The 24,631-nt window shown below is 66.8% G+C and carries 23 protein-coding genes and 1 tRNA gene; 9 read left to right on the top strand and 15 right to left on the bottom strand.

All coding sequences use genetic code 11. The features are described 5' to 3' along the window. Positions 1 to 123: 123 nt before the first annotated feature. The 5 genes from HHL10_RS11550 to HHL10_RS11530 form a co-directional block, all read right to left on the bottom strand. Positions 124 to 537 (bottom strand): DUF6285 domain-containing protein, encoded by a 414-nt coding sequence (locus HHL10_RS11550; protein ID WP_169160494.1) that lies wholly within the window; start codon positions 535 to 537, stop codon positions 124 to 126. After that, a complete protein-coding gene (locus tag HHL10_RS11545) occupies positions 537 to 1,565 on the bottom strand; it encodes a phosphotransferase family protein (RefSeq protein WP_235971339.1) in 1,029 nt (342 codons plus the stop codon). The genes HHL10_RS11550 and HHL10_RS11545 overlap by 1 nt, the downstream gene beginning before the upstream one ends. Further along, the gene (locus HHL10_RS11540) at positions 1,562 to 2,341 is read right to left on the bottom strand and encodes an SDR family NAD(P)-dependent oxidoreductase (protein ID WP_169160493.1); all 780 of its coding nucleotides are present in this window, start codon (positions 2,339 to 2,341) and stop codon (positions 1,562 to 1,564) included. Before HHL10_RS11540 ends, HHL10_RS11545 begins: the two co-directional genes overlap by 4 nt. Next, on the bottom strand, positions 2,338 to 3,501 hold the full coding sequence (locus HHL10_RS11535; RefSeq protein ID WP_169160492.1) for an acyl-CoA dehydrogenase family protein: 1,164 nt from the start codon (positions 3,499 to 3,501) through the stop codon (positions 2,338 to 2,340). Before HHL10_RS11535 ends, HHL10_RS11540 begins: the two co-directional genes overlap by 4 nt. Before the next feature lie 255 nt (positions 3,502 to 3,756). Continuing rightward, positions 3,757 to 4,038 carry a hypothetical protein gene (locus HHL10_RS11530; protein ID WP_169160491.1) on the bottom strand — a complete coding sequence of 94 codons (282 nt, stop codon included), beginning with the start codon at positions 4,036 to 4,038 and terminating at the stop codon, positions 3,757 to 3,759. Between the two features lie 124 nt (positions 4,039 to 4,162). Here HHL10_RS11530 and HHL10_RS11525 point away from each other — a divergent pair, with 124 nt between their 5' ends. Both HHL10_RS11525 and HHL10_RS11520 read left to right on the top strand, forming a co-directional pair. After that, positions 4,163 to 5,083, top strand: a complete 921-nt coding sequence (locus HHL10_RS11525; protein ID WP_169160490.1) for a DUF808 domain-containing protein — start codon at positions 4,163 to 4,165, stop codon at positions 5,081 to 5,083. Positions 5,084 to 5,937: 854 nt separating this feature from the next. Beyond that, positions 5,938 to 7,341 carry a DUF6538 domain-containing protein gene (locus HHL10_RS11520; protein WP_169160489.1) on the top strand — a complete coding sequence of 468 codons (1,404 nt, stop codon included), beginning with the start codon at positions 5,938 to 5,940 and terminating at the stop codon, positions 7,339 to 7,341. Positions 7,342 to 7,654: 313 nt separating this feature from the next. On the opposite strand, the gene HHL10_RS11515 is transcribed toward HHL10_RS11520, so the two are convergent. After that, entirely contained in the window at positions 7,655 to 8,365 is a 711-nt protein-coding gene (locus HHL10_RS11515; protein WP_169160488.1) for a hypothetical protein, read from the bottom strand. 307 nt (positions 8,366 to 8,672) lie between these two features. Between HHL10_RS11515 and HHL10_RS11510 the strand changes: the two genes are divergently transcribed. Next, the gene (locus HHL10_RS11510; RefSeq protein ID WP_169160487.1) at positions 8,673 to 9,002 is read left to right on the top strand and encodes a hypothetical protein; all 330 of its coding nucleotides are present in this window, start codon (positions 8,673 to 8,675) and stop codon (positions 9,000 to 9,002) included. Then, positions 8,999 to 9,691 carry a hypothetical protein gene (locus tag HHL10_RS11505; RefSeq protein ID WP_169160486.1) on the top strand — a complete coding sequence of 231 codons (693 nt, stop codon included), beginning with the start codon at positions 8,999 to 9,001 and terminating at the stop codon, positions 9,689 to 9,691. Before HHL10_RS11510 ends, HHL10_RS11505 begins: the two co-directional genes overlap by 4 nt. 78 nt (positions 9,692 to 9,769) lie before the next feature. Here HHL10_RS11505 and HHL10_RS11500 read toward each other — a convergent pair whose 3' ends face one another. Beyond that, the gene (locus HHL10_RS11500) at positions 9,770 to 10,393 is read right to left on the bottom strand and encodes a recombinase family protein (protein ID WP_169160485.1); all 624 of its coding nucleotides are present in this window, start codon (positions 10,391 to 10,393) and stop codon (positions 9,770 to 9,772) included. A 659-nt stretch (positions 10,394 to 11,052) separates the two neighbouring features. Between HHL10_RS11500 and HHL10_RS11495 the strand changes: the two genes are divergently transcribed. From HHL10_RS11495 to HHL10_RS11485, 3 genes are all read left to right on the top strand, one after another. Next, entirely contained in the window at positions 11,053 to 11,247 is a 195-nt protein-coding gene (locus tag HHL10_RS11495) for a hypothetical protein (protein WP_169160484.1), read from the top strand. Next, positions 11,228 to 11,824 (top strand): hypothetical protein, encoded by a 597-nt coding sequence (locus HHL10_RS11490; protein WP_169160483.1) that lies wholly within the window; start codon positions 11,228 to 11,230, stop codon positions 11,822 to 11,824. The genes HHL10_RS11495 and HHL10_RS11490 overlap by 20 nt, the downstream gene beginning before the upstream one ends. A 283-nt stretch (positions 11,825 to 12,107) precedes the next feature. Continuing rightward, positions 12,108 to 16,202, top strand: coding sequence for a hypothetical protein (locus HHL10_RS11485; protein WP_169160482.1), 4,095 nt, complete (start codon positions 12,108 to 12,110; stop codon positions 16,200 to 16,202). A 99-nt stretch (positions 16,203 to 16,301) separates the two neighbouring features. Here HHL10_RS11485 and HHL10_RS11480 read toward each other — a convergent pair whose 3' ends face one another. The 3 genes from HHL10_RS11480 to HHL10_RS11470 form a co-directional block, all read right to left on the bottom strand. Beyond that, on the bottom strand, positions 16,302 to 17,126 hold the full coding sequence (locus HHL10_RS11480; protein WP_169160481.1) for a hypothetical protein: 825 nt from the start codon (positions 17,124 to 17,126) through the stop codon (positions 16,302 to 16,304). Between the two features lie 390 nt (positions 17,127 to 17,516). Next, a complete protein-coding gene (locus HHL10_RS11475) occupies positions 17,517 to 18,182 on the bottom strand; it encodes a hypothetical protein (protein WP_169160480.1) in 666 nt (221 codons plus the stop codon). Positions 18,183 to 18,328: 146 nt separating this feature from the next. Continuing rightward, positions 18,329 to 18,404: transfer RNA gene (locus HHL10_RS11470), tRNA-Ala, on the bottom strand. A gap of 155 nt (positions 18,405 to 18,559) precedes the next feature. Here HHL10_RS11470 and HHL10_RS11465 point away from each other — a divergent pair. Beyond that, the gene (locus tag HHL10_RS11465) at positions 18,560 to 18,946 is read left to right on the top strand and encodes a VOC family protein (RefSeq protein ID WP_169160479.1); all 387 of its coding nucleotides are present in this window, start codon (positions 18,560 to 18,562) and stop codon (positions 18,944 to 18,946) included. A gap of 15 nt (positions 18,947 to 18,961) precedes the next feature. On the opposite strand, the gene HHL10_RS11460 is transcribed toward HHL10_RS11465, so the two are convergent. The 4 genes from HHL10_RS11460 to HHL10_RS11445 all read right to left on the bottom strand — a co-directional run bounded on the left by HHL10_RS11460 (position 18,962) and on the right by HHL10_RS11445 (position 22,393). Further along, positions 18,962 to 19,735 (bottom strand): pseudouridine synthase, encoded by a 774-nt coding sequence (locus tag HHL10_RS11460; protein WP_169160478.1) that lies wholly within the window; start codon positions 19,733 to 19,735, stop codon positions 18,962 to 18,964. Next, on the bottom strand, positions 19,732 to 20,127 hold the full coding sequence (locus tag HHL10_RS11455) for a YchJ family protein (protein WP_169160477.1): 396 nt from the start codon (positions 20,125 to 20,127) through the stop codon (positions 19,732 to 19,734). The genes HHL10_RS11460 and HHL10_RS11455 overlap by 4 nt, the downstream gene beginning before the upstream one ends. A 64-nt stretch (positions 20,128 to 20,191) precedes the next feature. Continuing rightward, positions 20,192 to 20,440 carry a hypothetical protein gene (locus tag HHL10_RS11450; protein ID WP_169160269.1) on the bottom strand — a complete coding sequence of 83 codons (249 nt, stop codon included), beginning with the start codon at positions 20,438 to 20,440 and terminating at the stop codon, positions 20,192 to 20,194. A gap of 147 nt (positions 20,441 to 20,587) precedes the next feature. Further along, entirely contained in the window at positions 20,588 to 22,393 is a 1,806-nt protein-coding gene (locus HHL10_RS11445; protein WP_169160476.1) for a glutamine--tRNA ligase/YqeY domain fusion protein, read from the bottom strand. A gap of 163 nt (positions 22,394 to 22,556) precedes the next feature. Between HHL10_RS11445 and HHL10_RS11440 the strand changes: the two genes are divergently transcribed. Further along, a complete protein-coding gene (locus tag HHL10_RS11440; RefSeq protein ID WP_169160475.1) occupies positions 22,557 to 22,994 on the top strand; it encodes a hypothetical protein in 438 nt (145 codons plus the stop codon). A 51-nt stretch (positions 22,995 to 23,045) separates the two neighbouring features. Here HHL10_RS11440 and HHL10_RS11435 read toward each other — a convergent pair whose 3' ends face one another. Further along, on the bottom strand, positions 23,046 to 24,551 hold the full coding sequence (locus tag HHL10_RS11435; RefSeq protein WP_169160474.1) for a helicase HerA-like domain-containing protein: 1,506 nt from the start codon (positions 24,549 to 24,551) through the stop codon (positions 23,046 to 23,048). Between the last annotated feature and the right edge of the window lie 80 nt (positions 24,552 to 24,631).

Here is a 24,631-nt window from a genome sequence, read left to right as displayed (position 1 = left end):
GGACGGCACAGCTCTGATTGTCCACTCGCCGGCAACATATCAGCCAATGAGTGGGCCTGATCGGGACAGCCGTCAACTGTCAGTAAACAATCCACCCAGGCTTGCGTGCCCCGGCTCCCGCCTTCAGTCCTGCACCGGCAACGCCTTCGGATTGCTCTCCGCCAGCCGCTGCAGCGCGACCATCTCCAGGTGGTGGCGCAGCCCCGGGTGCAGCGGCCGGCCCGGATCGGCCTCGCCGGCGCGGATGCGCTGCACCAGCAGGCGGTTGAGGCGGATCAGCTCCTCGTCCAGGCCGGCGGCGGGCACGCGGTTGATCGCCTCGTCCGCCGTTTCGCCTTCCAGCAGCCGGTGCAGCGACTGCCATTCCGCCGCGGCCGGCGCGTCGCCGGCGCGCAGCTGGCGCTCGGCGATGCCCATGGCGTTGGCGATCATCAGCGCCGCGTGCCGGTGCTCGGCCGGCAGCGCCGGCAGCAGCGTGTCGCGCAGCAGGGCACGCGCGGCGGCCAGCAGCTCGGCGCCGTCGGGGTGGTCGCGCATCAGTCCTCCTCCGTCATGCTCAGGATTTCCCACTCCAGCTCGGGCGTGATGTGGGCCGTCAGCGCCAGCAGCAGCGAGCTTTCCTCGCCCGACACGTGCCGCTGCGCCTGCTGGATCGAGATCAGCGCCCAGTTCATGTGCGCCATCACCTCCCAGTAGCGCACCTGCTCGCGAGCGATGGCACGGCCGGACTCGGCCTCGTAGCCGCGATAGAAATCCTCGCGCGCCCCGATGCCGCCGGCCTCCCGCTCATTGCGGCCGAAGCGCCAGCACTTGGCGCAGAACCAGCCGATGTCCTCCAGCGGGTCGCTCCAGCCGGCGAACTCCCAGTCCAGGATGCCGGTGAGACCCTGCCCATCGACCATGTAGTTGCCGCTGCGGTAGTCGCGGTGGCACAGGTTCAGCTCGCCCGGCGCCGGCGCGTGGCGCTCCAGCCAGCGCAGGCCCCATTCCATGACCGGGTGCGGCAGCTCATGGCCGTCCAGCCAGCGCCGCGCGCGATCGATGAGCCAGGCCGCCGGCGGCAGCTCGGGCACGGGCAGGAAGGCCAGGTCCGGCCGCGGCGGGCGGATGGAGTGGATGCGCGCCAGCTCGCGGCCCAGCTGCTCGGCCAGCCGCACGCGGTCGCCGCCCAGCGCCGGGTCCTTGACGATGCGGTGCGCCGCCGCCGTGCCTTCCACCCGCCGCATCACGAAGAAGGGCCGCCCGAACACCGCGCGGTCCTGGCACAGCCACAGCGGCTCGGGCACGGTCACGCCCGCGACGTGCGCGGCCTTGAGCAGCGCGAACTCCTGCGCCCGGCCATGGCTGGTGGCGACGCCGGCCGAGGCCGAGTCGCAGCGCAGCACCGCCGCGAGCGGGCCGTCGTGCGCGCCGCCGTCGATGTGAATGTCCAGCCGCCAGTTCTCCTGGATCGCGCCGCCCGACAGCAGCTGCGCCTGGGTGATGGCCGCGGCACGCGCCCCGGCCGCCTGCGCGATGAAGCGCTCCAGCGCGGCGCGCTGCCCCTCATGCAGCGCGCTGCTCATAGGGAGCTCACCGAATGGGCGCTGTCCACCGTCAGCGTGGCGCCGGAAATGGCGCGGCCGGCGTCGCTGGCCAGCAGCAGCAGCGGACCGTCCAGGTCTTCCATCTCGCCGAAGCGGCGGCTCGGGATGCGCGCGCGCAGCTTGTCGCCGGCCTCGGACCGCAAGAACTCGCGGTTCAGGTCCGTGACGATGTAGCCCGGCAGCAGCGCGTTGACGCGGATGCCGTGGCGCGCCAGCTCCAGTGCCATCGCCTTGGTGGCCTGCACCAGCCCGGCCTTGGAGATGGCATAGGGCGCCACGCCGCCGGCCACGCGCTCGGCCAGGATGGAGGCGATGTTGATCAGGCTCCCGGGCCGGCCGCTGTCCACCAGCCGCCGTGCCGCCTCGGTGGCGACCAGCCAGGCGCCCTTGAGGTTCGTGTCCATCACGTGATCCCAGTCGGCCTCGGTCTGGTGCAGCAGCGGTTTCGTCACGGTGATGCCGGCGTTGTTGACCAGGATGTCGGCCACGCCGGCCTCGGCGCCGAGCCGGTCAAAGCACGCGCGCACGCGGGCGGCGTCGGCCACGTCCAGCGGCAGGGCCAGCGCCCGGCCGCCCGCAGCCTCGATTTCCTGCACCAGCGCCTGCAGTGCCTCCTCGCGCCGCGCCGCCACGGCGACCCGGGCGCCGGCACGGGCCAGCGTCAGCGCGAAATGCCGCCCCAGGCCGCTGGAGGCGCCGGTGACCAGCGCCAGGCGGCCATCCAGCCGGAACATGCTCTCGATGCCGCCGCTCATGCCCGCCCCGCCACGATCTTCCTGCCCATGCTGTGGCGGTGCACTTCGCTGGGGCCGTCGTAGATGCGGAAGGAGCGCATGTCGCTGAAGATGCGCGCCACGATGCGCTCGCCGGTGACGCCCTGGCCGCCCAGGATCTGCACGCAGCGGTCCACCACGCGCCACTCGGCCTCCGAGCACACCACCTTGGCGCGGCTCGATTCGAAGTTGCACTTCTGGCCCTGGTCCAGCAGCCAGGCGGTGTGCCAGATGTGCAGCCGTGCGGTGTGCAGATCCATGTCGTTGTCGGCGAGCATGAAGCTCACGCCCTGGTGCTCGCCCAGCGTCTTGCCGAAGGCCTGGCGCTCGCGGGCGTAGGCCAGCGCCTCGTCGTGCGCGCGCCGCGCCTGGCCCAGCCAGCGCATGCAGTGCGTCAGCCGCGCCGGCGCCAGCCGCACCTGCGCGTACTTGAAACCTTTACCGAGTTCGCCCAGCACGTCGGTGGCGGGTACGCGCAGGTTCTCGAAGCTCATGACGGCGTGGCCGCCGGTGAAGCAGTGGTCCAGCGTGTCCATCAGCCGCTCGATGCGGATGCCGGGGCGGTCCATGTCGGTGAGGAACATGCTGGCCGAGCCGTCCTCCATGCGCGCCATGACGATGGCGAAGGCCGCGCCCTCCGCGCCGGTGATGAACCACTTGCGGCCGTTGATCACGTACTCGTCGCCGTCGCGCACCGCGGTGGTGGCCAGCATGGACGGGTCCGCGCCCGCGCCCGGGGCGGGTTCCGTCATCGCGAAGCAGGAGCGCGTGAAGCCCTGCACCAGCGGGCGCAGCCAGCGCTCCTGCTGCGCCGGCGTGGCGACCTGCTCCAGCAGGTGGATGTTTCCTTCGTCGGGGGCGTGGATGTTGAGCGCCGTGGGGCCCAGCGTGGAGTAGCCGGCCTCCTCGAAGACGATGGCCTTTTCCACGTGCGACAGGCCCAGGCCGCCGAGCTCGCGCGAGGCATGCGGCGTGAGCAGCCCGGCAGCGCGCGCGCGGGCGACCAGGTCGCCGCGCAGCGCCTCGGAGGGCCCGTGCACCGTCTGGCGCGGGTCGCGCTCCAGCGGCATCACCTCTTCAGCGATGAAGCGGCGGGTGCGCTGCTGCAGTTCCAGCAGCGCGGGGGAGAGGGAAAAGTCCATGGGGAGAAAGGCGTGGAGTTCCGAGGTGCCGGTGTCATGCACCAAAGTGCGGTCGGGCGGCGAGGCAGTATGGGCACCGCATGCAGGCCGGTGCCTCAGGGTTGGCCCGCAGACGCCGGCCGGGGGTCGCGCGTGGGTGCCGGAGAGCGCCCAGGGCAATGGCGGCCCGCCGCAAGGTCGGCCCCTTGCCGGACGCGGCGTCCGCGATGGGCGGGAGGAGCCGGGGCCGCTGCACGGCGGCCCGGCTGGGGAGCATCAGGCGATGCGGCCGGAGACGGGGATGTCTTCCCGGTTGGGCTGGTTCTCCACGGCCGGCTCGTCGGTGGCGCCGAACACCGGGGCGGACAGGGCGCGGCCCAGGCCTTCGAGCGCGCTGTCCTTGTGCTCGGGGCCCGCCGGCGCCGTGGTGCGCCAGGGGGCATGCGCGCCGTGGCGGCTGCTCTGCTTGCGCCAGTTGCGGTACTTCTCGTCGAGCTGGCGCGCGTACTCCTCGCGGTAGCGTTCGAAATGAGCGTCGCTGGAACGATGGTCAGCCATGTGAAACCTCCATGAAAGCCGTTTTCCAAACGGATCGTCAGCGTGCCGCAAGCGGCGTGCCCGACACAATGGCGCGGCGCTTGCCCACAAGGGGCATCGCGGGAATTCACACAAGAGGAACGACATGGCAACAGGCAGCCTGCTGGCGCTGGTGGACGACATCAGCACCGTGCTCGATGACGTGGCAGTGCTTTCCAAGGTCGCGGCCAAGAAGACGGCCGGCGTGCTGGGCGACGACTTGGCGCTCAACGCGCAGCAGGTCACCGGCGTGCGCGCCGAGCGCGAGCTGCCGGTGGTGTGGGCGGTGGCCAAGGGCTCGCTGCTCAACAAGGCGATCCTGGTGCCGCTGGCGCTGCTGATCAGCGCTTTCGCGCCCTGGGCCGTGACGCCGCTGCTGATGGTCGGCGGCCTGTTCCTGTGCTTCGAGGGCGTGGAGAAGCTGGCGCACCGCTTCCTGCACAGCCAGGCCGAGGACGACGCCGCGCACGCGCAGCTGGTGCGCGCGCTGGAGGACCCGAAGGTGGACCTGGTGGCTTTCGAGAAGGAAAAGATCAAGGGCGCGGTGCGCACCGACTTCATCCTCTCGGCCGAGATCATCGCCATCACGCTGGGCGCGGTGGCCGGGCAGCCGCTGACGACGCAGGTGGCGGTGCTGGTGGCCATCGCGCTGGCGATGACGGTGGGCGTCTACGGCGTCGTCGCCGGCATCGTCAAGCTCGACGATCTGGGCCTGTACCTGCAGCGCAAGGCCTCGGCGGCGATGCGCACGCTGGGCAGCGGCATCGTCAGCGCCACGCCGTGGCTGATGAAGGCGCTGTCCGTGGCCGGCACGGCGGCGATGTTTTTGGTGGGCGGCGGCATCCTGGTGCACGGTATCGGCGCGCTGCACCACTGGATCGAAGAGGCCACCGACGAGCACGGCGGCGCCATGGAACTGCTGCTCACCAGCCTGTTCGACGCCGCCGTCGGCATCGCGGCGGGCGCCGTCGTGCTGCTGGTGGTGACCCTGGTGCAGCGCATGCGCGGGCGGCGCATGGCTCACTGAGGAAGCAGGCTTGCCTGTTTTTGAGGCAGCACAAGCTCCTTCCCAGGAAAATCAAGCACTTGGCGACACTGTGGGCAGGCGGCCCACAGTGTTGTCCACAGAGACCGGGGAAAACCCTAGCTCCCTGAACAGACGAATCTACCGCTCTGAGGTCTTCACGGCCTCCAAATGGAGCAACCCGCCAGCGGTATCACACCGGGGGCGGGTTGCCTGTCTCCCTCAAGCAGAAATCGGCGGCGGTACTTGGTAAGCCCTTGCGGCGTTCCGTTCTGGCCTTCCGCAGTGCCATCGGTTGACGGCTTCATAGTACGCCCGCGTCCACGGGATTCAAGTGTGATTGCGTTGCTGCTAGGGGCTTGCAGCACGACGCTGTCAAGAGCCGCGGACGGGTGCATGCTGATAGGTTGCCTCATTTGAAGGCAGCACCAATGAGTTCTTTACGAATCAAGCACTTGGGCCTACTTTAGGCAGCGGGCTCACAGAGTTGTCCACAGCGGCTGGGGAGAAATCCAAACCGTTGCAACGTACGAGGTAGATTCAGAAGCCTCGGCCAAGGACGTGACGGTCCGCCGGCGCAAGCGGGGCAGCACAGGTCAGGACGCGGAGCCTGGATCGGAAGTCATGTGTGGAGGCAGCCGTTCCGATAGGGCGCTGCGGGATGCTCCTGCCTCGGAGGCGCGATGGCGGTTGAGCGCGCAAAGAAAAAGGGCCTTGCATCCGCAAGGCCCTTTTGAATCTGTGGTGGAGACGAGGAGGACTTCCACCGGAACGATGTAAGTGCCTAAGTGCGCATAAACATTGAGGTTTGGTCGGTACACTGTACCCACCGACTGTACCCATGAGGCCCCGGCAGCATGCCCCTTCCGTCCATCCCTTACACCCGCTGGCGCGGCTCCAAGCTGTACCTGAATTTCCCCATCCCGGCCGACCTGAGGCCCCGGTTCAAGACCGGCAAGGGCAGTGAGCGGACTCATATCGTTGAAGCGCTGGGCACTGGAGACCCTGCTGATGGCCGCCGGCTCGCCAGGGAGCGGGCCGCGTGGTGGGAGCTGGAGTTCGCCAAGCTGCGCCGGGGCCACCGGGCCGAGCTGCCGAGCACTATCCGCAAAGCCCGGGAGCTGCGCGAGTCCATGGCCTATGCCGTTGCCAAGGGGTGTGAGGACTCCACCGAAGCGGCCTTCAGCATGGCTGAAGCCGAGGCGCAGCGAATTGAGGAGGAGGCTGGAGCAGATGCCGCCCAGCAGTTCTATGACCTCGCCACGAAGCCTGAGCGGCTGACGTTGTTGGAGGCACTGGGCAAGCTGTGCGAGTCTCCAGACCTGACCGAGGGCACGAAGGACAAGCGGCGCCAGCAGGTGGCCGAGCTACTGCAGTTCCTCAAGGTCTCCGACTGCCTGCCCGAGCACGTCACCGAGGAGCGTGCGGCTGCTTATGTGGACTGGCTCAATGCCGGGCCGCTGGGCTACTCCACCAAGCAGGACCGTCTGTCCGGTCTGCACACGGTCTGGAAGTTCCTGCAGCGCCGCCGGCAGGTGCCCCATGGGGTGAGCCCCTGGGTCAATCATGAGCTGACGGGCCGTAAGAAGGCCGGGGCAGGGGCCGGGGAGGCCAAACGGGGGTGGACCTCGGCCGAGGTGCTGAAGCTGTTCCGTGCCCCGGATGGGGACCGCGTGACCCACTACAGCCGGCCGCTGTTCCGTGAGCTGTACGTGCTGGGCTTCTGCACCGGGATGCGCCTGGATGAAATCGTGTCGTTGCGACCCCTTGCCATGGACGCCATCCCCGGCGGCTATCTCCTCAAGGTGGAAGCGTCCAAGACTGAAGCAGGCCTGCGGTCCCTGCCGGTGCTCCATCCGGCCGCCGTGGAGGTACTGCGCCGGCGCCTGGAGGCGCAGCCGGACCCCAGCGCCAGCCTGTTCCCCGAGTGCCGCCCAGGTGGCCCGGACAACAAGCTTTCATGGCACGTACAGAAAGCCATGGGCCGGGACCGAGACCGCCTGGGCTTCGGGTCCGAGGTGGATTTCCACAGCACCCGGCGGACCTTTATGACCCTGATGGAGAACGCGCCGGTTAACCCGGTTCACGTTCAGCGTTACGTGGGGCATCGGGTGCCGACCCTCATGTTTTCCGTCTACTCGGACGGGGCCAGCTTGGAGAGCCTGCGCAAGGTGGCCGAGCTGGTGCACTACGGGAATGAGGTGGAAGCCGAGTTCCGCAAGGCTGCAGGGCTGGAAGTGGAGGCCGCGCCGGCTGCCTGAAGGGGAGACCGGACAAGCGGCCCGGCGGACAATGAGTGATGACCGCATACCTCCAGCTTGCAGCGCATCTGCTGCCTCTTACCTCTTTCGCTGTGGTGGCCCTTGCCCTGTGGAATGAGGGGGCGCTTCTGAGTATCGCCGGGGCATTCGGCGCTGCGCTTCTCGCGGCTGTTGGCGGGGGTCTTTTCTCTGGCTGGCTCAGACGGCCCCGGTAGACGCCAGAAGGCCCCATGTGTGGCGCAATGGGCGCCAGCAGGCCCACCCTACACGGGCCGCGCTGCGAACCCGCTGGCTGCCTTGGCAAGTTGGCAAGCTAGGTGCGAACTGAGGGCCAGGCCGGGACACGGATAGTGCGGGCTTCGTCCTTTTGAACTGGCGCTGCCTCCTGGGGGATGCAGTCCAACACCATGCACAGCTCTGGCGTGCCGGTGGTCATGACCATCCCGACGAACAGCCACAGCAGGCCGAACAAGGTGAGGTCAATGCCGCCGACCTCTAGACCCTTGATGGCGTCCCTGATCTGGTCATCGGCTTGCGCCCGTGCGGCTGCCTCTGTCTTGTCCGCGCTTGCCCGGGTGCGCTCTTCAACCCCAATGCGGTCATCCAGGCAATCCACCGAGGCTTGAACACCCTTGAGTTTGTTTTCGAGTGCGGCCACTCGTTCCTCCAGCGTGCCGCCTGAGGCATGAATTACCCCCGCCCGGCCATGGACCTCAATGCCTTCCAGCACTACATGCCCCGACAGGCCAGCAGGAGCCGGGGGCCTTAGGGGGATGTCACGCCAATACCGAGCCAGCCGGCGCCACGGCGGCTGAAGCCCGTGCTTCTTAGTTGCCGCCGCGACTTCCCACAACACCAACAGCATGCCGAGGGTCTCATAGCACATCCCGACCCGGCGGACGTTGTCATCCGTGGTGGGCAAGTAGTGCAGCGCCAGCCAACCAGCCAGAAGAAGGCCGACCGACCACCACCAGGCCCACCCACGGCTAAACCAGGCGCCCCACCGGGCAAGCGCCATCTGCATCTTTGAAGCTCCCTCTATGCCCTCTGGAGGTCACCAGCAGGGGACCCCGGATGTTTTTGGCGCGCACCTGAACGGGCATTTGATGATCGAAACGGGCCGGTTTCCCCCCGTGCCCCCTCTCATTCCAGCAGCGCCAGAGCGGTAGTTTAGTCCCGGTTTCGCAATCGTCCCGAAGGCGGGAATTATCAAGCCGCATTGAAGGTTCAAATAATACCAAAGGTGCCGACCATAGGATTATTTTTCCATGGGCAAACATAATCATTGCCGAAACACTGCGGCCCTTTCTCGCAACCTGAGGTCCGCAATCATGTCCCATATCGGAAATGGTCTTGCTACTCCCCGCATCGTCTGTTCATTGGCTGATTCCATCGTCTACCGCGTCACCACGGCTGCAGCCTGGACGCTAAGCCATTTCCGTGACTTGGCGCACCACGAGTTGACTGCTTGGGAGTGCGAGAAGCAGGGACTGCCCGAAGGCTCCAAGGTCCCCCACATCTACATCAACCGGATGCCTAACGCCCCGTGGTGGCGCTTCGATGCCTGGAGCGACGGGGATTGCTTCCATATTCGTGCGCTGGGCCGCTGGTCTGAGATTCATTACATCCCCAAGGGCCACCAGGAGGCCACCACGGTATGACGACAGGCACCACCGCCCAGCGAGTCCGTCACGACATCCGGCATGACTTCCGCATGGCATTCCGTGCCTTCGTCATGGAAGGCAAGCACCGAGTAAATGGCCGCTTCATCGGTTATGAGGAGTTAGGCAATGCCATAGGAGTCGGGCACTCCACGGTATGGCGCTGGATGGCGCAGGACTTCCCTGAAATCTCTTGTGAAATTAGCTGGGGGAAGCGCAAGGACGACATCATCCGCCGCGCCACCTATGACGAAGATGGAGCGACGGCTGCTGGCGTTGCGCCGCAGGGACCCGCATCGCAGCGCATAGGGACGCGCCTTTCGTTCTGGGGGCTTGTCAAAGCTGGCAAGCACCTCAAACCGGATGGCAAGTTCATGGGCTACAGGGAACTTGGTGAGGCACTGGGGGTAAGTTCATCCACGGTGCACCGTTGGATGGCTGCAGACTTCCCGGAAATTGCAGCGAACCTTGAAGCAGACCCCGGGGCGCCTGCTGGAGTTCTGGAAGACGGCAGGCACGTTGACCCCGCAGCGGTGGCGGCATGGCGCAATGCACGGACTCCCCGCCCAACTTACGTTGAGGTGGCGGCACACTTCGGCCTGAACTACCACACGGCCCGAAAGTATTGCGTTGCTGCTGAAGCAGCCGGCCACGACAAGGCCCCTGTAAGCCCCCAGGCGGGCCGCTGAGACCCTCAAAGGCAAACGCCCCAACGAGGCAGCCGGGGCGCTTGTAGAGGCCGGCAAGGGCCTGAGGAGGGCACTGGATCAGACCGTAGCAGCGCCACAGTACCGCTTCACCGTGGCCGTGCTAAGGCCGAAGTGCTCCGAGGTCTTGGCGATGCTCGCGCCGGTCTCCTTGCGCCACTGCACCACCGATGCCGGGTCCACCTGCCGGCCACCGGCCACGGTCCCCACAGGGCGTCCCATGCTGGCCTTTCCTTTATGGGTCTTGCCGGTCTCCTCCAGCGAGGCCCGCGCCTTGTCCCTGCCTGCTGCCGTGCGCTCCACGATGCGTTGCCGTTCCATGTCGGCTACCTGCGCCAGTACGGCCAGGATCAGCTCGCCCACGCCCTGCGCGATGCGCCCCAATCCGTGAACCTCTACAGCCACGCCCCGGCGCAGCAGCTCGCGCACCGTGGATTGCACGTCCAGCGCATCCCGGCCAAGACGGTCAACGGCATAGACGTGGAGCGTGTCGCCCTTGCGAACGTGCTTCAGCAGGGCAGCGAAGCCGGGACGCTGGGCAGCGGGGACGGTGCCACTGATCCCCTCATCCTTGAACTCCTCGTCAAAGGCATCACCACCGGCCGCCTGCAGCAAGGCATGCCGCTGGGCTTCGATGGACTGATCCGAGGTGCTGACACGGTAGTAGGCGACACGGTGGCTCATTTGGCTCGCATGGTGCAGAAGGTACGTGCTTATTATGAGCCAGGCTCACAAGCCATTGCAAGTACCTTGTGAGCCATATCTGAGCCAGCTTTTTGGGGTGGCGCACAAGGTACAAGTTCTGAGCCATGGGCTAGACCCCGGCCCTCGCTAGAGCATCCCCTTCAGGAGCCCCTTCACGTCCTCCGGGATGTGGGGGTTCTGCATCACCTTCAGGTACGCCTCTGAGCGTGCCCGCTGCTTCCCGAATAGGTAGCCCACCAGCAGGGCGCCGCCGATGAGGACCACAAACCCAAACTCCATCGGTTGCCTCTGTAACGAAGTAGGGCATCGTACAGGCTGGTCCGAAGCTGCTGGACTTGGTGCCACATCAAGGCGAAATCGCTGGTTAAGTCTTTGTCACGTAAGGAACTGCGGACGGATACAGGCTGATTTTTGCGTCTAAACCCCGGCCTTCGCAGAAGCCCCAGGGGGGCCCTCCCTGCCTTCCTCCTTCTTTACCTCCTAGTGTTCCTTGTAGTTCCCCCTTCAGGTTGCCCCTGTAGTTCACCGTGAGGTGACCTGAAGGGCTGGCACTGGGACAGGACCACCGAGGGAGACCACCAAGCCAAGGACCCCATGCCGTGGGTCCTGCATCAATGCCCGCACTGGAGAAGTGATCCATGTCCCATCCCGCCGTGTATCGGCAACTCGCCATCCCCGTCCCTGTCTTCGACCGCATCAAGGACGTGCAGCGCCGCCATGAGGCCCAGCATGGGCAGCGGCTGACTCTCGCCGCCGTGGTCTCCCGCATCGTGCTGGAGCACCAGCGCCACGAGGAGCAGGAACTGCAGCGCCGTGCCGACCGCAGCCGCTGAGACCGGCCACGAGGGTCTGACCACCGAAGGGCTGCCGCTGCCGCCCCTGCCGATGACCAGCAGGGAGGCCAGAGCCCGGGGTCTGAAGACCTTCCCGAGCTTGGCGCTGTGCCGCCTGGATGGCACCCGGGAGCGCACTACCGCCCGGGGTCTATGCGTTGCCTGCCTGGTACGCGAAAAGGCCGCCCGTGAAGCGCGAGACCTCGCCATGCTCGCCAAGGGCCGCCAGGAAGGCAAAGCCCTCGCACTGCGCGAGCTGGAGGCCGAGCAGCGGCGCCAGCAGCAGGAAGCCGAGAGGGCGCAGCAGGCCGCCGAAAAGGCAGCAGCGCGTGAGGCTGCCATGGCCGAAACCGAAGCCGGCCGCAAGGCACAGGAGAAGCAGCGCCAGCAGCAGCGCGAAGATGCCGAAGCCGCCGCCATCCGGGGCCGCCGAGAGGCGGCAGCAGAGCGCTTCCATGAGCGCCAGAGGCGCCAGCGGGAGGCACAGGCAGCAGCGCCAGCCGGGGAAGCCCTGCCACCCTGGCCCGAGATGGCCGACTCCGCGGACACCGACCACGAGGCGGCGCCGTGGGACTGAAGTGACGGCGGGTGAGCTGTAGGGGTTCCAGCAGCGCCCCGCCGGCTCCCGGTGCTGGGGGTCTATGCGCTGGCGTGCCTGTTCGTGCCCGCGCCTTTCCGCACCTGTTTCTTTGACCACCACAAGGGCCACCACCCGGCCCCTACAGCGCCCCTACAGGCGCTCCACACGCCCGCCGCAGGGCTACCCCCTCACCAAGCCACAGCGCCCCGCCTGGAGCCCACCAGGGGCTTTGCCGTGCCCGCGCTGCTGGCCGCCATCAACCAACCGGAAACCGTAGAACGTGAAGAACGCAACCATTACCACCGACCTGACACCGGCCCTCCAGCAGGACCCAACCCAGTCCGGCGCCCCGCTGGGATTTGGCAACATCAACCCCGCCGCTAACGCTCCCGTCACCCCCAGCGGCTGGGATCAATCCGAAGCCCGCAGGAAGCGCGAGGAAGCTGCCACTGCCGGGAACTACCTGGGCTCCATGTGGCGCCAGGACAGTGCCGTCCCGGGCCTCATTGAGAGCTATGCGGGGTCAACCTTCGTACCCCAGCCCGATTACTTCGCCGGCACCGCGCCGGACTTCAAGGAGCTGTCTCACGGTCTGTGGGATGAGCATGTGAAGGAGCTGTACCAAGCCACGTCCCCGGCTCATGCGCTGTTCCTGAAGGACCGCCTGATGCAGAAGCAGGAAGACCTCTTGCGCCTGGATGACATGGGTTGGAAGGGCAATGCTGCCCGGCTGGCACTGGGGCTGTTCTCGCCGGATCAGCTCCTGATGAGCATGGCCGGGGGGTGGGTCACCAAAGCCGCCGTGGCCCAGAAGGCCGCCCAGGGCACCAAGCTGGCCCAGGCTGCCGCCACTGCCGAGCGAGTGCAGCAGGCCGGCAAGCTCCCCGCCGTGGCCGCTGGTCTAGGCACCGCCGCTGCCGAGAACGCCGCTTACGAGTCCCTGCGTCAGTCCGTGAGCTTCGAGGACGACCGGGCCGCCGTGCTGGAAAGTGGCCTCATGGGGGCGCTGTTCGCTTCCCCCTTCATCGCAGCCGGTGCCCGTGCTGATGGCCGAGTGGCGAAAGCTGCCGGGAAGGAACACGAGGTGTTGCAGTCGCTCAAGGCCGTGGAGGACGGCGCCGACCTGACACCGGCCCAGGTGCAGACCCTGCGTGAGGTCCATCAAGTCCATGGCGCCATCCGAGACCTGGAGGCCGGGCGCATTGACGAAGACCAATTCCATGCCCGCCTGGACGAGTTCCACGGTCCTGTGGAGCCGCACGGGGTCTGGATGGAGCGGTGGGGGCAGAAGCTACGGGATGACACCCGGTCCCTCATAGACGAGCTGTTCCCGCTGCAGGCTGACCCCATCAAGCCTCCCAAGGTGTCCCCCGAGATGCGCGCCCAGATGGACGCCAGGGTGGCCCGCGAGGACGCCACCTTCCAGCCCAAGGAGGACCTCCAGGCTGCCGGCCCGGTGCCCGCCGCTGCCGAGGTCAACGCCGGCAATCCCCACCTGCAAGGAGCCCTTCAGTCCGCCTTCAAGCGGGCCCTGATGGAGCGCGAGGCGTCCCGCAAGGCTATCGACCTGGAGGACGCCTACGCCGCTGCCGGGGATGTCCAGGTGCAGGGCCTCAAGGCGGAACGGGAGGCCGCCTTCCAGAGGGCCGAGGAGGAGCGCGCTGCTGGCATCAAGGCTGACCAGGAACGCATGATCCGCGCCCGTGAGGAGGCCCGCATGCTGCTGGAGGAGGACCCCCTTGATGCCGCCGTGAGGCGCCAGCAGGAGCCGCAGCAGCCGGCCCATGAGGCCGCGAGCAAGCCCCACCCGGCCGCCGCCTGGGAAGGACAGCGGGTCTCCTGGGCTGGCACGGAAGGCCACACCCTGGAAGGCACCGTCCGCAGCTTCGATGCCGAGCGGGGCCGCCTGCTGGTGGAAACCGATGAGGGGCTGATGGCGGTCCCGCCTTCGCGCCTGGACCAAGCCACCGACCCGGCCCCTGAAGGGTTCCTGCCGGGCTCCATCGGGGCCGCTCAGGTGGCGAAGATTGCCGCCATTGCTGACCAGCGCACGGCCATGAGTGCGGCCCGGATGGATTACTTCGCCATCCTGAACCGCTCCGAGCATGAGGGTGTCCGCTCCCTGGCCTTCGACCTCATCAAGGACGCCATCCAGGTGGACAACAAACAGGCCCAGGGCTGGACGGCTAGCGAGCACAAGAAACAGCTCCAGCGGGTGGTGGGCGGCATCTTCCACAAGGAGCTGAACGACGCCTTCCGGGATGCCGTGGAAGTGGCGCAGGTGCCCTTCCTGCAGCGGGGCCGCTTCCGTACCTCCTTCATGGAGCTGGTGACGCGGGAGACCCGGGGAGACCTGACCGTGAAGGCGGACCACCCGGACCTCCACCCGGCTATCCAAAAGGCAGCCAAGGCCATGCGGGACACATACGCCAGGATGCTGGAGGAGGCCCAGCGGGCAGGCGTAAAGGGGGCGGATCAGGTCCCCGTCAATGACCTGTACGTGAACCGGGTGTGGGACCACAAGGGCATCACAGACGCCATCGCTGCCCATGGGGAGGATGCTGTGGTTTCCCTGCTAGCTCACGCCATCAAGGTGCCCGGCTACACCGGGGACAAGGTGAAGGCCAAGCGGTTCCTGGACACCGTGCGGCGCCTGGAGTTCTCCGGGGCGCTGGAGTCGGTCCACCTCCAAAGCCGCGACATGGGCACCTTGAGGACCGAGCTGGCGGCCCATGGCATGGACTCGGACGACATCGACACCATCATTGACGTGATGTTTGATGCCCGGGCCGCTTCCGGCGGAGATGCGGGGCAGGCCGGCAACCTGCGCTTTCGCTTCGACCTGGACGAGACCGCCACCGCCCGGCTGCCTACCGGGACGCTGCGCCTGTCGGACCTCCTGGAGAACGATGCCCGGGTCTTAATGGACACCTACATCAACTCCATGGGTGGACACATCGGCCTTGCCCGTGTCGGCATCAACTCACAGGCGGCATGGGTGGCGCGGCTGAAGGAGGTGGAGGACGAGGCGCTGGCCCAAGGGGTCTATGACGGGGCCCGGCTCGCCAAGGAGCTGGGCTACCTGAAGGACATCCACAGCCACATCACGGGGCGCCCGCTGGGTCCATCGGAGTTCAACTACACGGCCCGCACCCTGGCCGCGCTGCGGGGCTACACCCGCGCCGTGATGCTGGGGCAGTTGGGCCTTACCGCTGCCTTTGAGATGTCCCGGGCCGTGTCCCTGATGGGGTTCCGTGCGGTGTGGCAGAGCCTGCCGACCTTCCGGGGCTTCATCACGGCGCTGCGCCAGGGGCACCTCCCGGAGGCCGGGCTGGCGGAGGACATCCTCCACATGACCGGATTCGGCACTGAGATGGCGAGCAGCTACGCCAGGGCCCACGAGCTGGAGAGCGGGTTTGCCGGCGGGGCCCTCACACGCTTCGAGAAGGGGGCCAACACGGTGGCGCACGTCAGCGACGTGGTGAGCGGGAACGCCTCGTTCACGTCCATCACACGCCAGCTCACGGCCATGGCTGTTACCCGGCAAGCCTTTGGCTTCGCTGCCGGCAAGCGGACCCTCACGCCCGAGCTGCGCCGCCGTTGGGTGGCCCAGGGCGTGGACGACATGGACATTGATTCCATGCTGTACGACCTGGAGCGGTTCGCAGTGGCGTGGGATGGGGTCTTGCAGGGCATCCGGTACGAGGACTGGGCGCGGGAGGCGCTGGGGTCCTACCAGCGGTTCCAGTTGTTCCTGTCGCGGCAGGTCCGGGACGCCATCCAGGACCAGGACTTTGGGGAGACCATGCCCTTCATGCACACCACGGCGGGCAAGGTGCTGGCCGAACTGCGGACCTTCATGCTGGTTGGGCATGCCAAGAACATGCTCAAGAACCTGCACTTTAGGGACAGCACGGCGGCCCAGCTCTGGATGGTGTCCTTCGTATCGGAGTGCCTTGCGTACTCCACCCAGACGGCCATCAACTACCCGACCGAGCTAGACGAGCGGCTGACCCCTGACCGCATTGCCTCCTCTGCGCTGTCGCGCATGTCCATCAACGGACTCGCGCCCCTGCTGGCCGAGACTGCCTACAACATCGGCAGCGGCGGGGACTCGCTGTTCCAGCCCGGGGCCACGGCCAACACCGACAACCGGGTCTTGTGGCGGACCCCCAGCATGGTGACCGCCTCGCGTCTCTGGAATGCGCCCATGGTGCTGTCCGGGATGCTGGGGACGGACGAAACCACCGCCAAGGAGGTCCGCGAGCTGGCTGACGCGCTGCCCTTCAAGCGGCTGTATGGGCTCCCGGCCTTCGCCAACTGGCTGGCCGAGACCTACCCGAAGACCGACCCCGAGAAGGCTTACGGCTACTGATGAGGCAACTTGCAGGCTCCCGAAAGGGGGCCTGTTTTTTTGACCCAGGACTCGGACCAAGTTCTTCATTACTGTTTTGCTCGGAAAGCAAAATAATCCCTATGTTTTCCGGTTCCAGCGTTCTCTTTGTAAGCGTTCTTTTGTCAGGAGACGGGCTGGCACTCGGCCGCCGAAAATGTCGCCCATCGTGTCGATAAAAAGGAAGCCAAGAAATAGCGAAAGCGATATAACCGCGAGGTACCACTTAGCTATAAAGCCGCTGAATGCGTTGGGAGCCTCAATGGGAGGAGTTGACTCCCACCACTGATAAAATGCGGCAATAGAGAGTGCAAATAAAATGTACCCTCCGGCTGTATAGGGGAGGCGTCGCTTGATCCGTTCTAACAATCCGCCGCGTTGGTCAGCATCAATTATTGGAGCGCCTTTCAGGACGCCGCGTAATATGGCTTCCCCCGCGTTGCCTGTGTGCAGTATGCGAAATGAAAATCCGTCGGCAGGGTCGAGATAATCAAAAGTTACAAGCGCTCGCTTCCCATTTTCGTCCAAAGAAACTTCACACCCGCATGCCGGTTTGGGATTTGCCTCTATTGAACATTCTAATATCTGGCTTTGCTCGCTTTTGAGAACGACACGAAGAAGATCACGGCCGACTAGTGAGGTTCCTTCAAGAGTTGCTCGCCCAGCATTCCACAAAGTTACTGTGGCAACCGACAACTGCGAGACAGACTCGCCCCGGTAGGTCACAGCAATGTTCTCTTGGATGCCGGTGTGTGCCACTACTTTTAAAACTGGAGACGAAGTTACTTCGTAGGCTAGAGTTGGCGTCTTGCGAGCCAAAAAATGGAAGATAACGCTGATAAGCAAGCCGGCCACGATGCCGACCCAGCCCTGATTCAGGAATTCCAGTAAAGCGCTTTCTTCCATTCCCATCCCGCCACAAGCAAAAAGATCCCTATAGGCGAATATAATTGCAACAACAAGGCTTGAATTCTTTGTTGTTACTTAGGAAGGTAGATTGGTTCTGCAGGCGGGCTATTGCACACTAAACATTGAGCCATTGGGCGCCCATTAGGAAGGGGCTGAGGATCAAGCCATGAATGAAATTTCGCATATCGGCCGTTATCACCAAGAGCTTCGCTATTGCCGCACTCGCAGCGATACCCAGGCTTGTCATTTAGCAAGTAAATCTTGTTCATATGTAGTTCTAGTGTCCTAGAAAAGACATCAGGTCTGCACCTAGCCAATTGAATAGTGACTGCCTATCCGGTGTGCCGGCTGATGGCAGTAGGGAAAGGAAACCGTATCGGTCTAGCCTCAGCTTTCCAGCAGCTCCACAAGCTCTGTCGTGACGCGGATGGTCTCGTCCACGTCGCTAAGCGCGAACTCCTCCCACTGCGCATGTGTGGCCTTCGTGCGAACGTGGGCTGCGGTGCGGGCACGCTTGGCCTTGGTGGAGGTCAGAAGACCCTTGCCGGTCAGCTCAGAGATGAGCCGATCCAACGGCACCCCTTTCTGCGTTATGCCTTGCTTGTCACAGAGACGCCTGATGGTGTCTTCAAACACAACTCCTGCAATGGTGCCGGCTTCGTTCTTCCGGTCCCTGCGGTGGTATTCCTTGGCATGGTCGAGAAACTCGTCGAACACCTCCGCCCGCGCTGCATTCGCAACGGTTGCAAGAAGCCCGGCTCTGGCATCTTCCAGGAGGCGAATCACAGTCTGTTGAGCGACTCCAACGGTGCGATTCAGTCCAGCGGTGAGAGGGCCTGCCGCTGAAACCGCAAGCATGTCTATCGCATTGCGGTACGGGTGGCCCACAGGGCACACAAGATGCACCATGCTCTGAGCTGCGATGAGCCAGCCTGCGCACTCATGTGCTTGTTGAGCACTGGTCGCGTTTCCAGCGTTATTGCCGGCCGTAAGCGGGCCTGCCTGTCTAACCAGTTCCTCTAGGCGAGCCGTTACCCGTTGTTCGATAGTCATCACTCTCCAGACCCAGAAAAGCAAAAGGCCCCGGGGAGCGAACTACCCGAGGCCCTTGAGACTGTACCCACGTCCTGTACCCATGAGGATCTGAGCGTGTGCGCTAAGTGCTTGATTTACAAAGACTTTAGCGTGTCCTGAATAAGTGGTGGAGACGAGGAGGATCGAACTCCCGACCTTCGCATTGCGAACGCGACGCTCTCCCAGCTGAGCTACGTCCCCACAGAAGCCATGAGTATATCAGTGTCAAAACGCGTCTTGCAAGAACTTATCGATTTTTTTAGCAGTTCGCCGCCAGCAGACCGATTGGCGCCCCGTGGGCGCTGCGCCTATACCTGTTGACGGCGGTCCTTGAGCGGCCGCATCGAGGGATTGCGATGACGGCACTGACGCACAGCGAAGTGACCTGCATGCTGCCGGTGAAGGACCTGCAGCGGGCACGCCGCTTCTACGAGGAGCAGCTGGGCCTGAGGCCCGAAGGACTCAGGCCCGATGGCAAGTTCGTCTATCGCTGCGGCGGTACGGCATTGGCGCTGTTTCCGAAGCCCGAAGGCACCAAGGCGGAGCACACCGCGCTGAGCTTTCGCGTCCAGGACATCGCGCAGGCCGTGGCCGAGTTGCAGGACCGCGGCGTGCGCTTTGCCGACTACGACCTGCCCGGGCTCAAGACCGTGAATCACGTCTGCGTGCTGGGCTCCGAGAAGGCCGCGTGGTTCGAGGACCCGGAAGGCAACATCCTGTGCCTGCACCAGGACTTGGAGTGACGGGACGCGCCGCCGTCAGTCCAGCGCCCACGCCGGCCGCGGCTTGTCCCATTCCCAGGCCCCTTGCGCCAGCAGCGCGCGCCACGAGGCATCGGGCAAGGCCTGCAGCCAAAACGGCCGGCCGGTGGCGGGATGCGTCAGCTCCAGCGCCAGCGCATGCAGCCACAGCCGCTGCAGGCCCAGCCACGACGCCACGGCACGGTTGTGCGCGCCCTTGCCGTGGGTCGCGTCGCCGATGAGGGGGTGGGCGATGTGCTTCAAATGGCGGCGGATCTGGTGGCGCCGCCCGCTCTCGGGAAAGACCTGCAGCAGCGCGTAGCGGCTGGTCGAATGGCGCGCATCGGTGGCGAAGGGCCATTCCACGCGGGCCAGGCGCTCGTAGCGCGTGCGCGCGGCCAGCAGCGGCTGGCCGGCCGAAGGGCGCTCGGGATCGCGCGCCAGCGGGTGGTCGATCTCGCCCGCCGCTGGTGGCCAGCCTCGCACCAGCGCGAGATAGGTCTTGCGCGGTACGCCGGCTTCGAACTGCGCGCCCAGCCGGCGCGCCGTGTCCACATCCAGGGCGAAGGCCAGCACGCCCGAGGTGCCCTTGTCGAGGCGGTGCACCGGCCAGACCGGGGCACCGATCTGGTCGCGCACCAGTTGCAGCGCGGCGCGCTGCTCATGCGCGTCCAGCGCGGTGCGGTGCACCAGCAGCCCGGCGGGCTTGTCCACGATGACCAGGTACCCGTCGTGGTACAGCAGCGGCAGCGGAGCGGGCGTATCGGCGTCGGACGGCGGCGCGTGGCTCAAAGCAGGTCGCCGTCCACGTAGAGCCAGCGGCCGTCCTCGCGCACGAAGCGGCTGAGCTCATGCAGCCGGTGCGCGCGGCCGCCGAGCTTGCTGCGCGCCACGAACTCGACGCGGGCATGGTCCGGGTCCAGCACCTCGTGGCGCTTCACCTGCAGGCCCAGCCAGCGCAGGCCGGGCTCGTTGGGCTCCAGCGTGGCCGGGCGGGTGCCGGGGTGCCAGGTGTCGAGCAGGTACTCGCGCAGGCCCAGCACGAAGGCGCTGTAGCGCGAGCGCATGAGCACCTGGGCGTCGGGCGCCTGCAGCCGCTGCGGGCCGTCGTGCCAGCGCGCGCAGCAGCCACCGTAGGCGGTGCCGCTGCCGCAGGGGCAGGGCGCGGAAGGGGGCATCGTCATCGGGGAGAAAACGCGCCGACACCGGTGTCCGCCGCAGGCGGCGCCCGGCGCGGCGCGGGACCGTTCAGCGTGCGGCGTCGGCGGCCGGGGCGCCGTTGCCGGTGGGGTCGTCGCGCTGGATCTCGGAGACGCCGGCGCTGCCGTCGCCGGGGTCGGTCACGTCGCCTTCAGGCGCGACCGCGGCGCCCTCGCCGCCTTCAGTCAGGCCGCCGGCGGCCTTGCGCGCCTTGCGCTCCTCCATCTTTTCTTCCTTCTTTTTCTTCTTGGCGAGATCGCGCTGACGTTTTTCGAAGGCGTAGTTGGGTTTGGCCATGCGGCGGTCTCCTGCAAGTAATGGGCGGCGGACCCGGGCCCGCCAGAGCACCGATTGTCGCCGCTGTGCAGCGGCCCCTGCGGCATCACACCGGCGGGCAGGGAAGGGGACGTGCAATTCAGCCGCCATCCCGGCCCGGGTGGCGCCTCAACGGCCGCGGCTGTCCTTGAGCCCGGTGATGCGGTTGAACACCGGCCGGCCGGCGGCATGGTCCACGCGGTCGGTGACGAAGTAGCCGTGGCGTTCAAACTGGAAGCGCTGGTCCGGCGCGGCCGTGGCCAGCGAGGGCTCCACCATGGCCTGCACCACGCGCAGGCTGTCGGGATTGAGGCTGGCCTTGAAGTCGCGCCCGCCGGCGTCGGGCTGGGCTTCGGTGAACAGCCGGTCGTACAGCCGCACCTCGGCCGCCACGCCACCGCCTTGCTCCACCGGCTGCGCGCCGACCCAGCCGATCACGCCCTTGACCTTGACGCTGTCGGCACCCGGCGTACCGCTCTTGGTGTCGGGCAGCAGCCGCGCGCGCACCTGCGTGACGCGGCCCTCGGCGTCCTGTTCGTAGCCCGTGCACTCGATGACGTAGCCGTATTTCAAACGCACCCGGCCGCCGGCGGCGTCGGCCTTGGGCGGGTACAGGCGGTGGTAGCCCTTGGGCGGATCGATGGCGAAGTCTTCGCGCTCGATCCAGGCCTCGCGCGCCAGCGCGAACTCGCGCCGCCCGCGCTCGGGCTGCGACGGGTGCACCGGCGCGCTGCAGGGCTCGATGTGGCCGGCGCCCAGCGCCTCGTCCCAGTTCTCCAGCACGAGCTTCAACGGGTCCAGCACCGCCAGGCCGCGCGGCGCCTTGGGGTCGAGGTCGTCGCGCAGCGACTGCTCCAGCGTGGCGTAGTCGATCCAGCTGTAGTCCTTGGCCACGCCGATGCGCTCGGCAAACAGCTGCAGCGACTCCGGCGTGTAGCCGCGGCGGCGCAGGCCGACGATGGTCGGCATGCGCGGGTCGTCCCAGCCGTTGACGACCTGCTCGTCCACCAGCGCCTTGAGCTTGCGCTTGCTGGTGATCACGTAGGTGAGATTGAGCCGCCCGAATTCGTACTGCTTGGGCAGCGGGCGCGCCAGCAGGCCCAGGTCGGCCAGGCGCTCCAGCACCCAGTCGTAGAACGGGCGCTGGTCCTCGAACTCCAGCGTGCACAGGCTGTGGGTGATGTTCTCCAGCGCGTCCTCAATGGGGTGCGCGTAGGTGTACATCGGGTAGATGCACCAGCGGTCGCCGGTGTTGTGGTGCGTGGCGTGCTTGATGCGGTAGATGGCCGGGTCGCGCAGGTTGATGTTGGGCGAGGCCATGTCGATCCTGGCGCGCAGCACCATGGCGCCGTCGGCATGCTGGCCGTCGCGCATCTCGCGGAAGCGCCGCAGGTTCTCTTCGACGCTGCGGTTGCGGTACGGGCTGTCGGTGCCGGGAGTGCCGAAGTCGCCGCGGTTGGCGCGCATTTCCTCGGGCGTCTGCTCGTCCACGTAGGCATGGCCGGCCTCGATCAGCGCCTCGGCCGCGCGGTACATGAAGTCGAAGTAGTTGCTGGCGTAGTAGAGGTGGCTGGTGCCGTTGGCCTCCCAGCCGAAGCCCAGCCACTGCACGGCGTCGAGGATGGAGTCGACGTACTCCTGCTCTTCCTTCTCCGGGTTGGTGTCGTCGAAGCGCATGTGGCAGACGCCGCCGTAATCGCGCGCCAGGCCGAAGTTCAGGCAGATGCTCTTGGCATGGCCGACATGCAGGTAGCCGTTGGGCTCGGGCGGGAAGCGGGTGCGGATGCGCGCCGGGTCCAGCGCGCCGCTGCCCTGGTGCGCGGCGTCGCCGGGGCTGCCGGCCCAGTGACGCTGGGCGTAAGTGCCGGCCGCCAGGTCGCGTTCGATGATGGCGCGCAGGAAATTGCTCGGCTTGGGTGCTTCGGGTGCGGACATGGGGAGGTGAGGAAGTGGGCCGGCCGCGGGCCGGCGCAATGCACGGTCTGCGGGATTCTATAGAGGGGGTATCGGGGGGTGTGCTTGCAGCCCGACACAACTGGGCCGTCCACCGGGGCGCCGCGCCGTGCGTTGAGAAAGAACCTCTTCGAAGGACGCCACCATGAAGCGCTCCCACCTTCTACTTTCCTCCGCCGTGCTTTCCCTGGCGGGCCTGCTGGCGATGCCGGCCCGTGCGGGCGATGTGCAGTGGTCGGTGGGCATCAACGCCCCGGTTCAGCCGGGCGTGTCGGTCGGCACTGTGATCTCCAGCTCGCCGTTGCGCCCGGCGCCGGTCTACGTTTCACCGCCCGGCGTGGTCTACGTGCCGCCGCCGCCGGTCTATGTCTCGCCGCCGCCGCTGTACGTGCCGCGTCCGCCGGCCTACGTGGCGCCGCCGCCCATTTACTATGCGCCGCCGCCCGTGTACGCACCGCCTCCGCCGGTGTATGTGCCCGCGGCACCGCGCTACCTGACGGCGCCTCCGGTGGTCTACGTGCCGACGCCGGTGTACCGGCAGCCGCACGGCTGGCGTGGCCATCACGGTCACTGGCAACGCTGAACCCCGAAGCTCGGCCCGCTGGCCGCGCCGTCGCCGCTCATGACGTGACGCTCAGCGCCGCCGGCGCGTGCCCCCCAGCAGCGAGCCCAGCACGCCGCGCACGATCTCGCGGCCCACGGCCGAGCCCACGCTGCGCATGGCGCTGCGCGCGGCGGCCTCGGCCAGTCCTTCGCGCCGCCCGCCACGCGGGCCGGTGCTGCCGAAGAGCATGTCCTTCAGGCCGTCCAGCAGTCCGCCTTCACCGGCCGGGGCGGACGCCGGCGACGACCCGGCTGCGGCACCCGGCACGCGGGCACGCAACTGCTCGTAGGCCGACTCGCGGTCCACCGCCTTTTCATACACGCCGGCCACCAGCGAGCCTTCCAGCAGCGCGCGCCGCTGTTCGGGCGTGACCGGCCCGAGGCGGCTGCCCGGCGGCTGCACGAACACGCGCTGCGTGATGCCGGGGCGGCCATGCTCGTCGAGCAGGCTCACCAGGGCCTCGCCCACGGCCAGCTCGGTGATGGCGGCCTCCAGGTCCAGCGCCGGATTCGGCCGCATGGTCTGCGCCGCCGCGCGCACGGCCTTCTGGTCGCGCGGCGTGAAGGTGCGCAGCGCGTGCTGCACGCGGTTGCCCAGTTGCGCCAGCACACTGTCGGGCAGGTCGGCCGGGTTTTGCGTGACGAAATACACGCCAACGCCCTTGCTGCGCACCAGCCGCACCACCAGCTCGATGCGCTCGACCAGCACCGCCGGCGCGTCCTTGAACAGCAGGTGCGCCTCGTCGAAGAAGAAGACCAGCTTGGGCTTGTCCAGGTCGCCCACCTCGGGCAGCGTCTCGAACAGCTCGGACAGCATCCACAGCAGGAAGGTGGCGTACAGGCGCGGCGCCTGCAGCAGCTTGTCGGCGGCCAGGATGTTGACCACGCCGCGGCCGTCGACCGTCTGCATGAGGTCGGCGATGTCGAGCATGGGCTCGCCGAAGAACTTGTCGCCGCCTTGCTGCTCGATCTGCAGCAGCGAGCGCTGGATGGCGCCGATGCTGGCGGCGCTCATGGTGCCGTGGCTGGTGGTGTACTCCCGCGCGTTCTCGCCCACGTGCTGCAGCATGGCGCGCAGGTCCTTGAGGTCGAGCAGCAGCAGCCCGGCGTCGTCGGCGATGCGGAACACGAGGTTGAGCACGCCGGTCTGGGTCTCGTTGAGGTCGAGCATGCGCGCCAGCAGCAGCGGGCCCATGTCGCTCACGGTGGCGCGCACCGGATGGCCCTGGTTGCCGAACACGTCCCACAGCGTCACCGGGCAGGCCACGGGTTGCAGCGGCTCCATGCCGCGGTCCGCCAACGTGGCGGCCAGCTTGGGCGGGAGCTGCCCGGGCTGGCTGATGCCGGTGAGATCGCCCTTCACATCCGCCATGAACACCGGCACGCCGATGCCGCTGAAGCCCTCGGCCAGGCGCTGCAGCGTGACGGTCTTGCCGGTACCGGTGGCCCCGGTGACCAGGCCGTGGCGGTTGGCCAGCGCGGGCAGCAGGCAGGCTTCCTGTTTGCCGTGACGGGCGATCAATATCGGATCAGCCATGGCGTGCGGGCTCCTTCAAAAAGGGCGTGGCGGGGGCGACCGGTAAAATCGAGGCCAGTCTAACCAAGCACAAGAGCCGA

The sequence above is a fragment of the Azohydromonas caseinilytica genome (assembly GCF_012927045.1).
In the GTDB taxonomy this organism is placed as follows: Bacteria; Pseudomonadota; Gammaproteobacteria; order Burkholderiales; family Burkholderiaceae_C; genus Azohydromonas; species Azohydromonas caseinilytica.
This window is presented reverse-complemented; position numbering and strand designations above follow the sequence as displayed.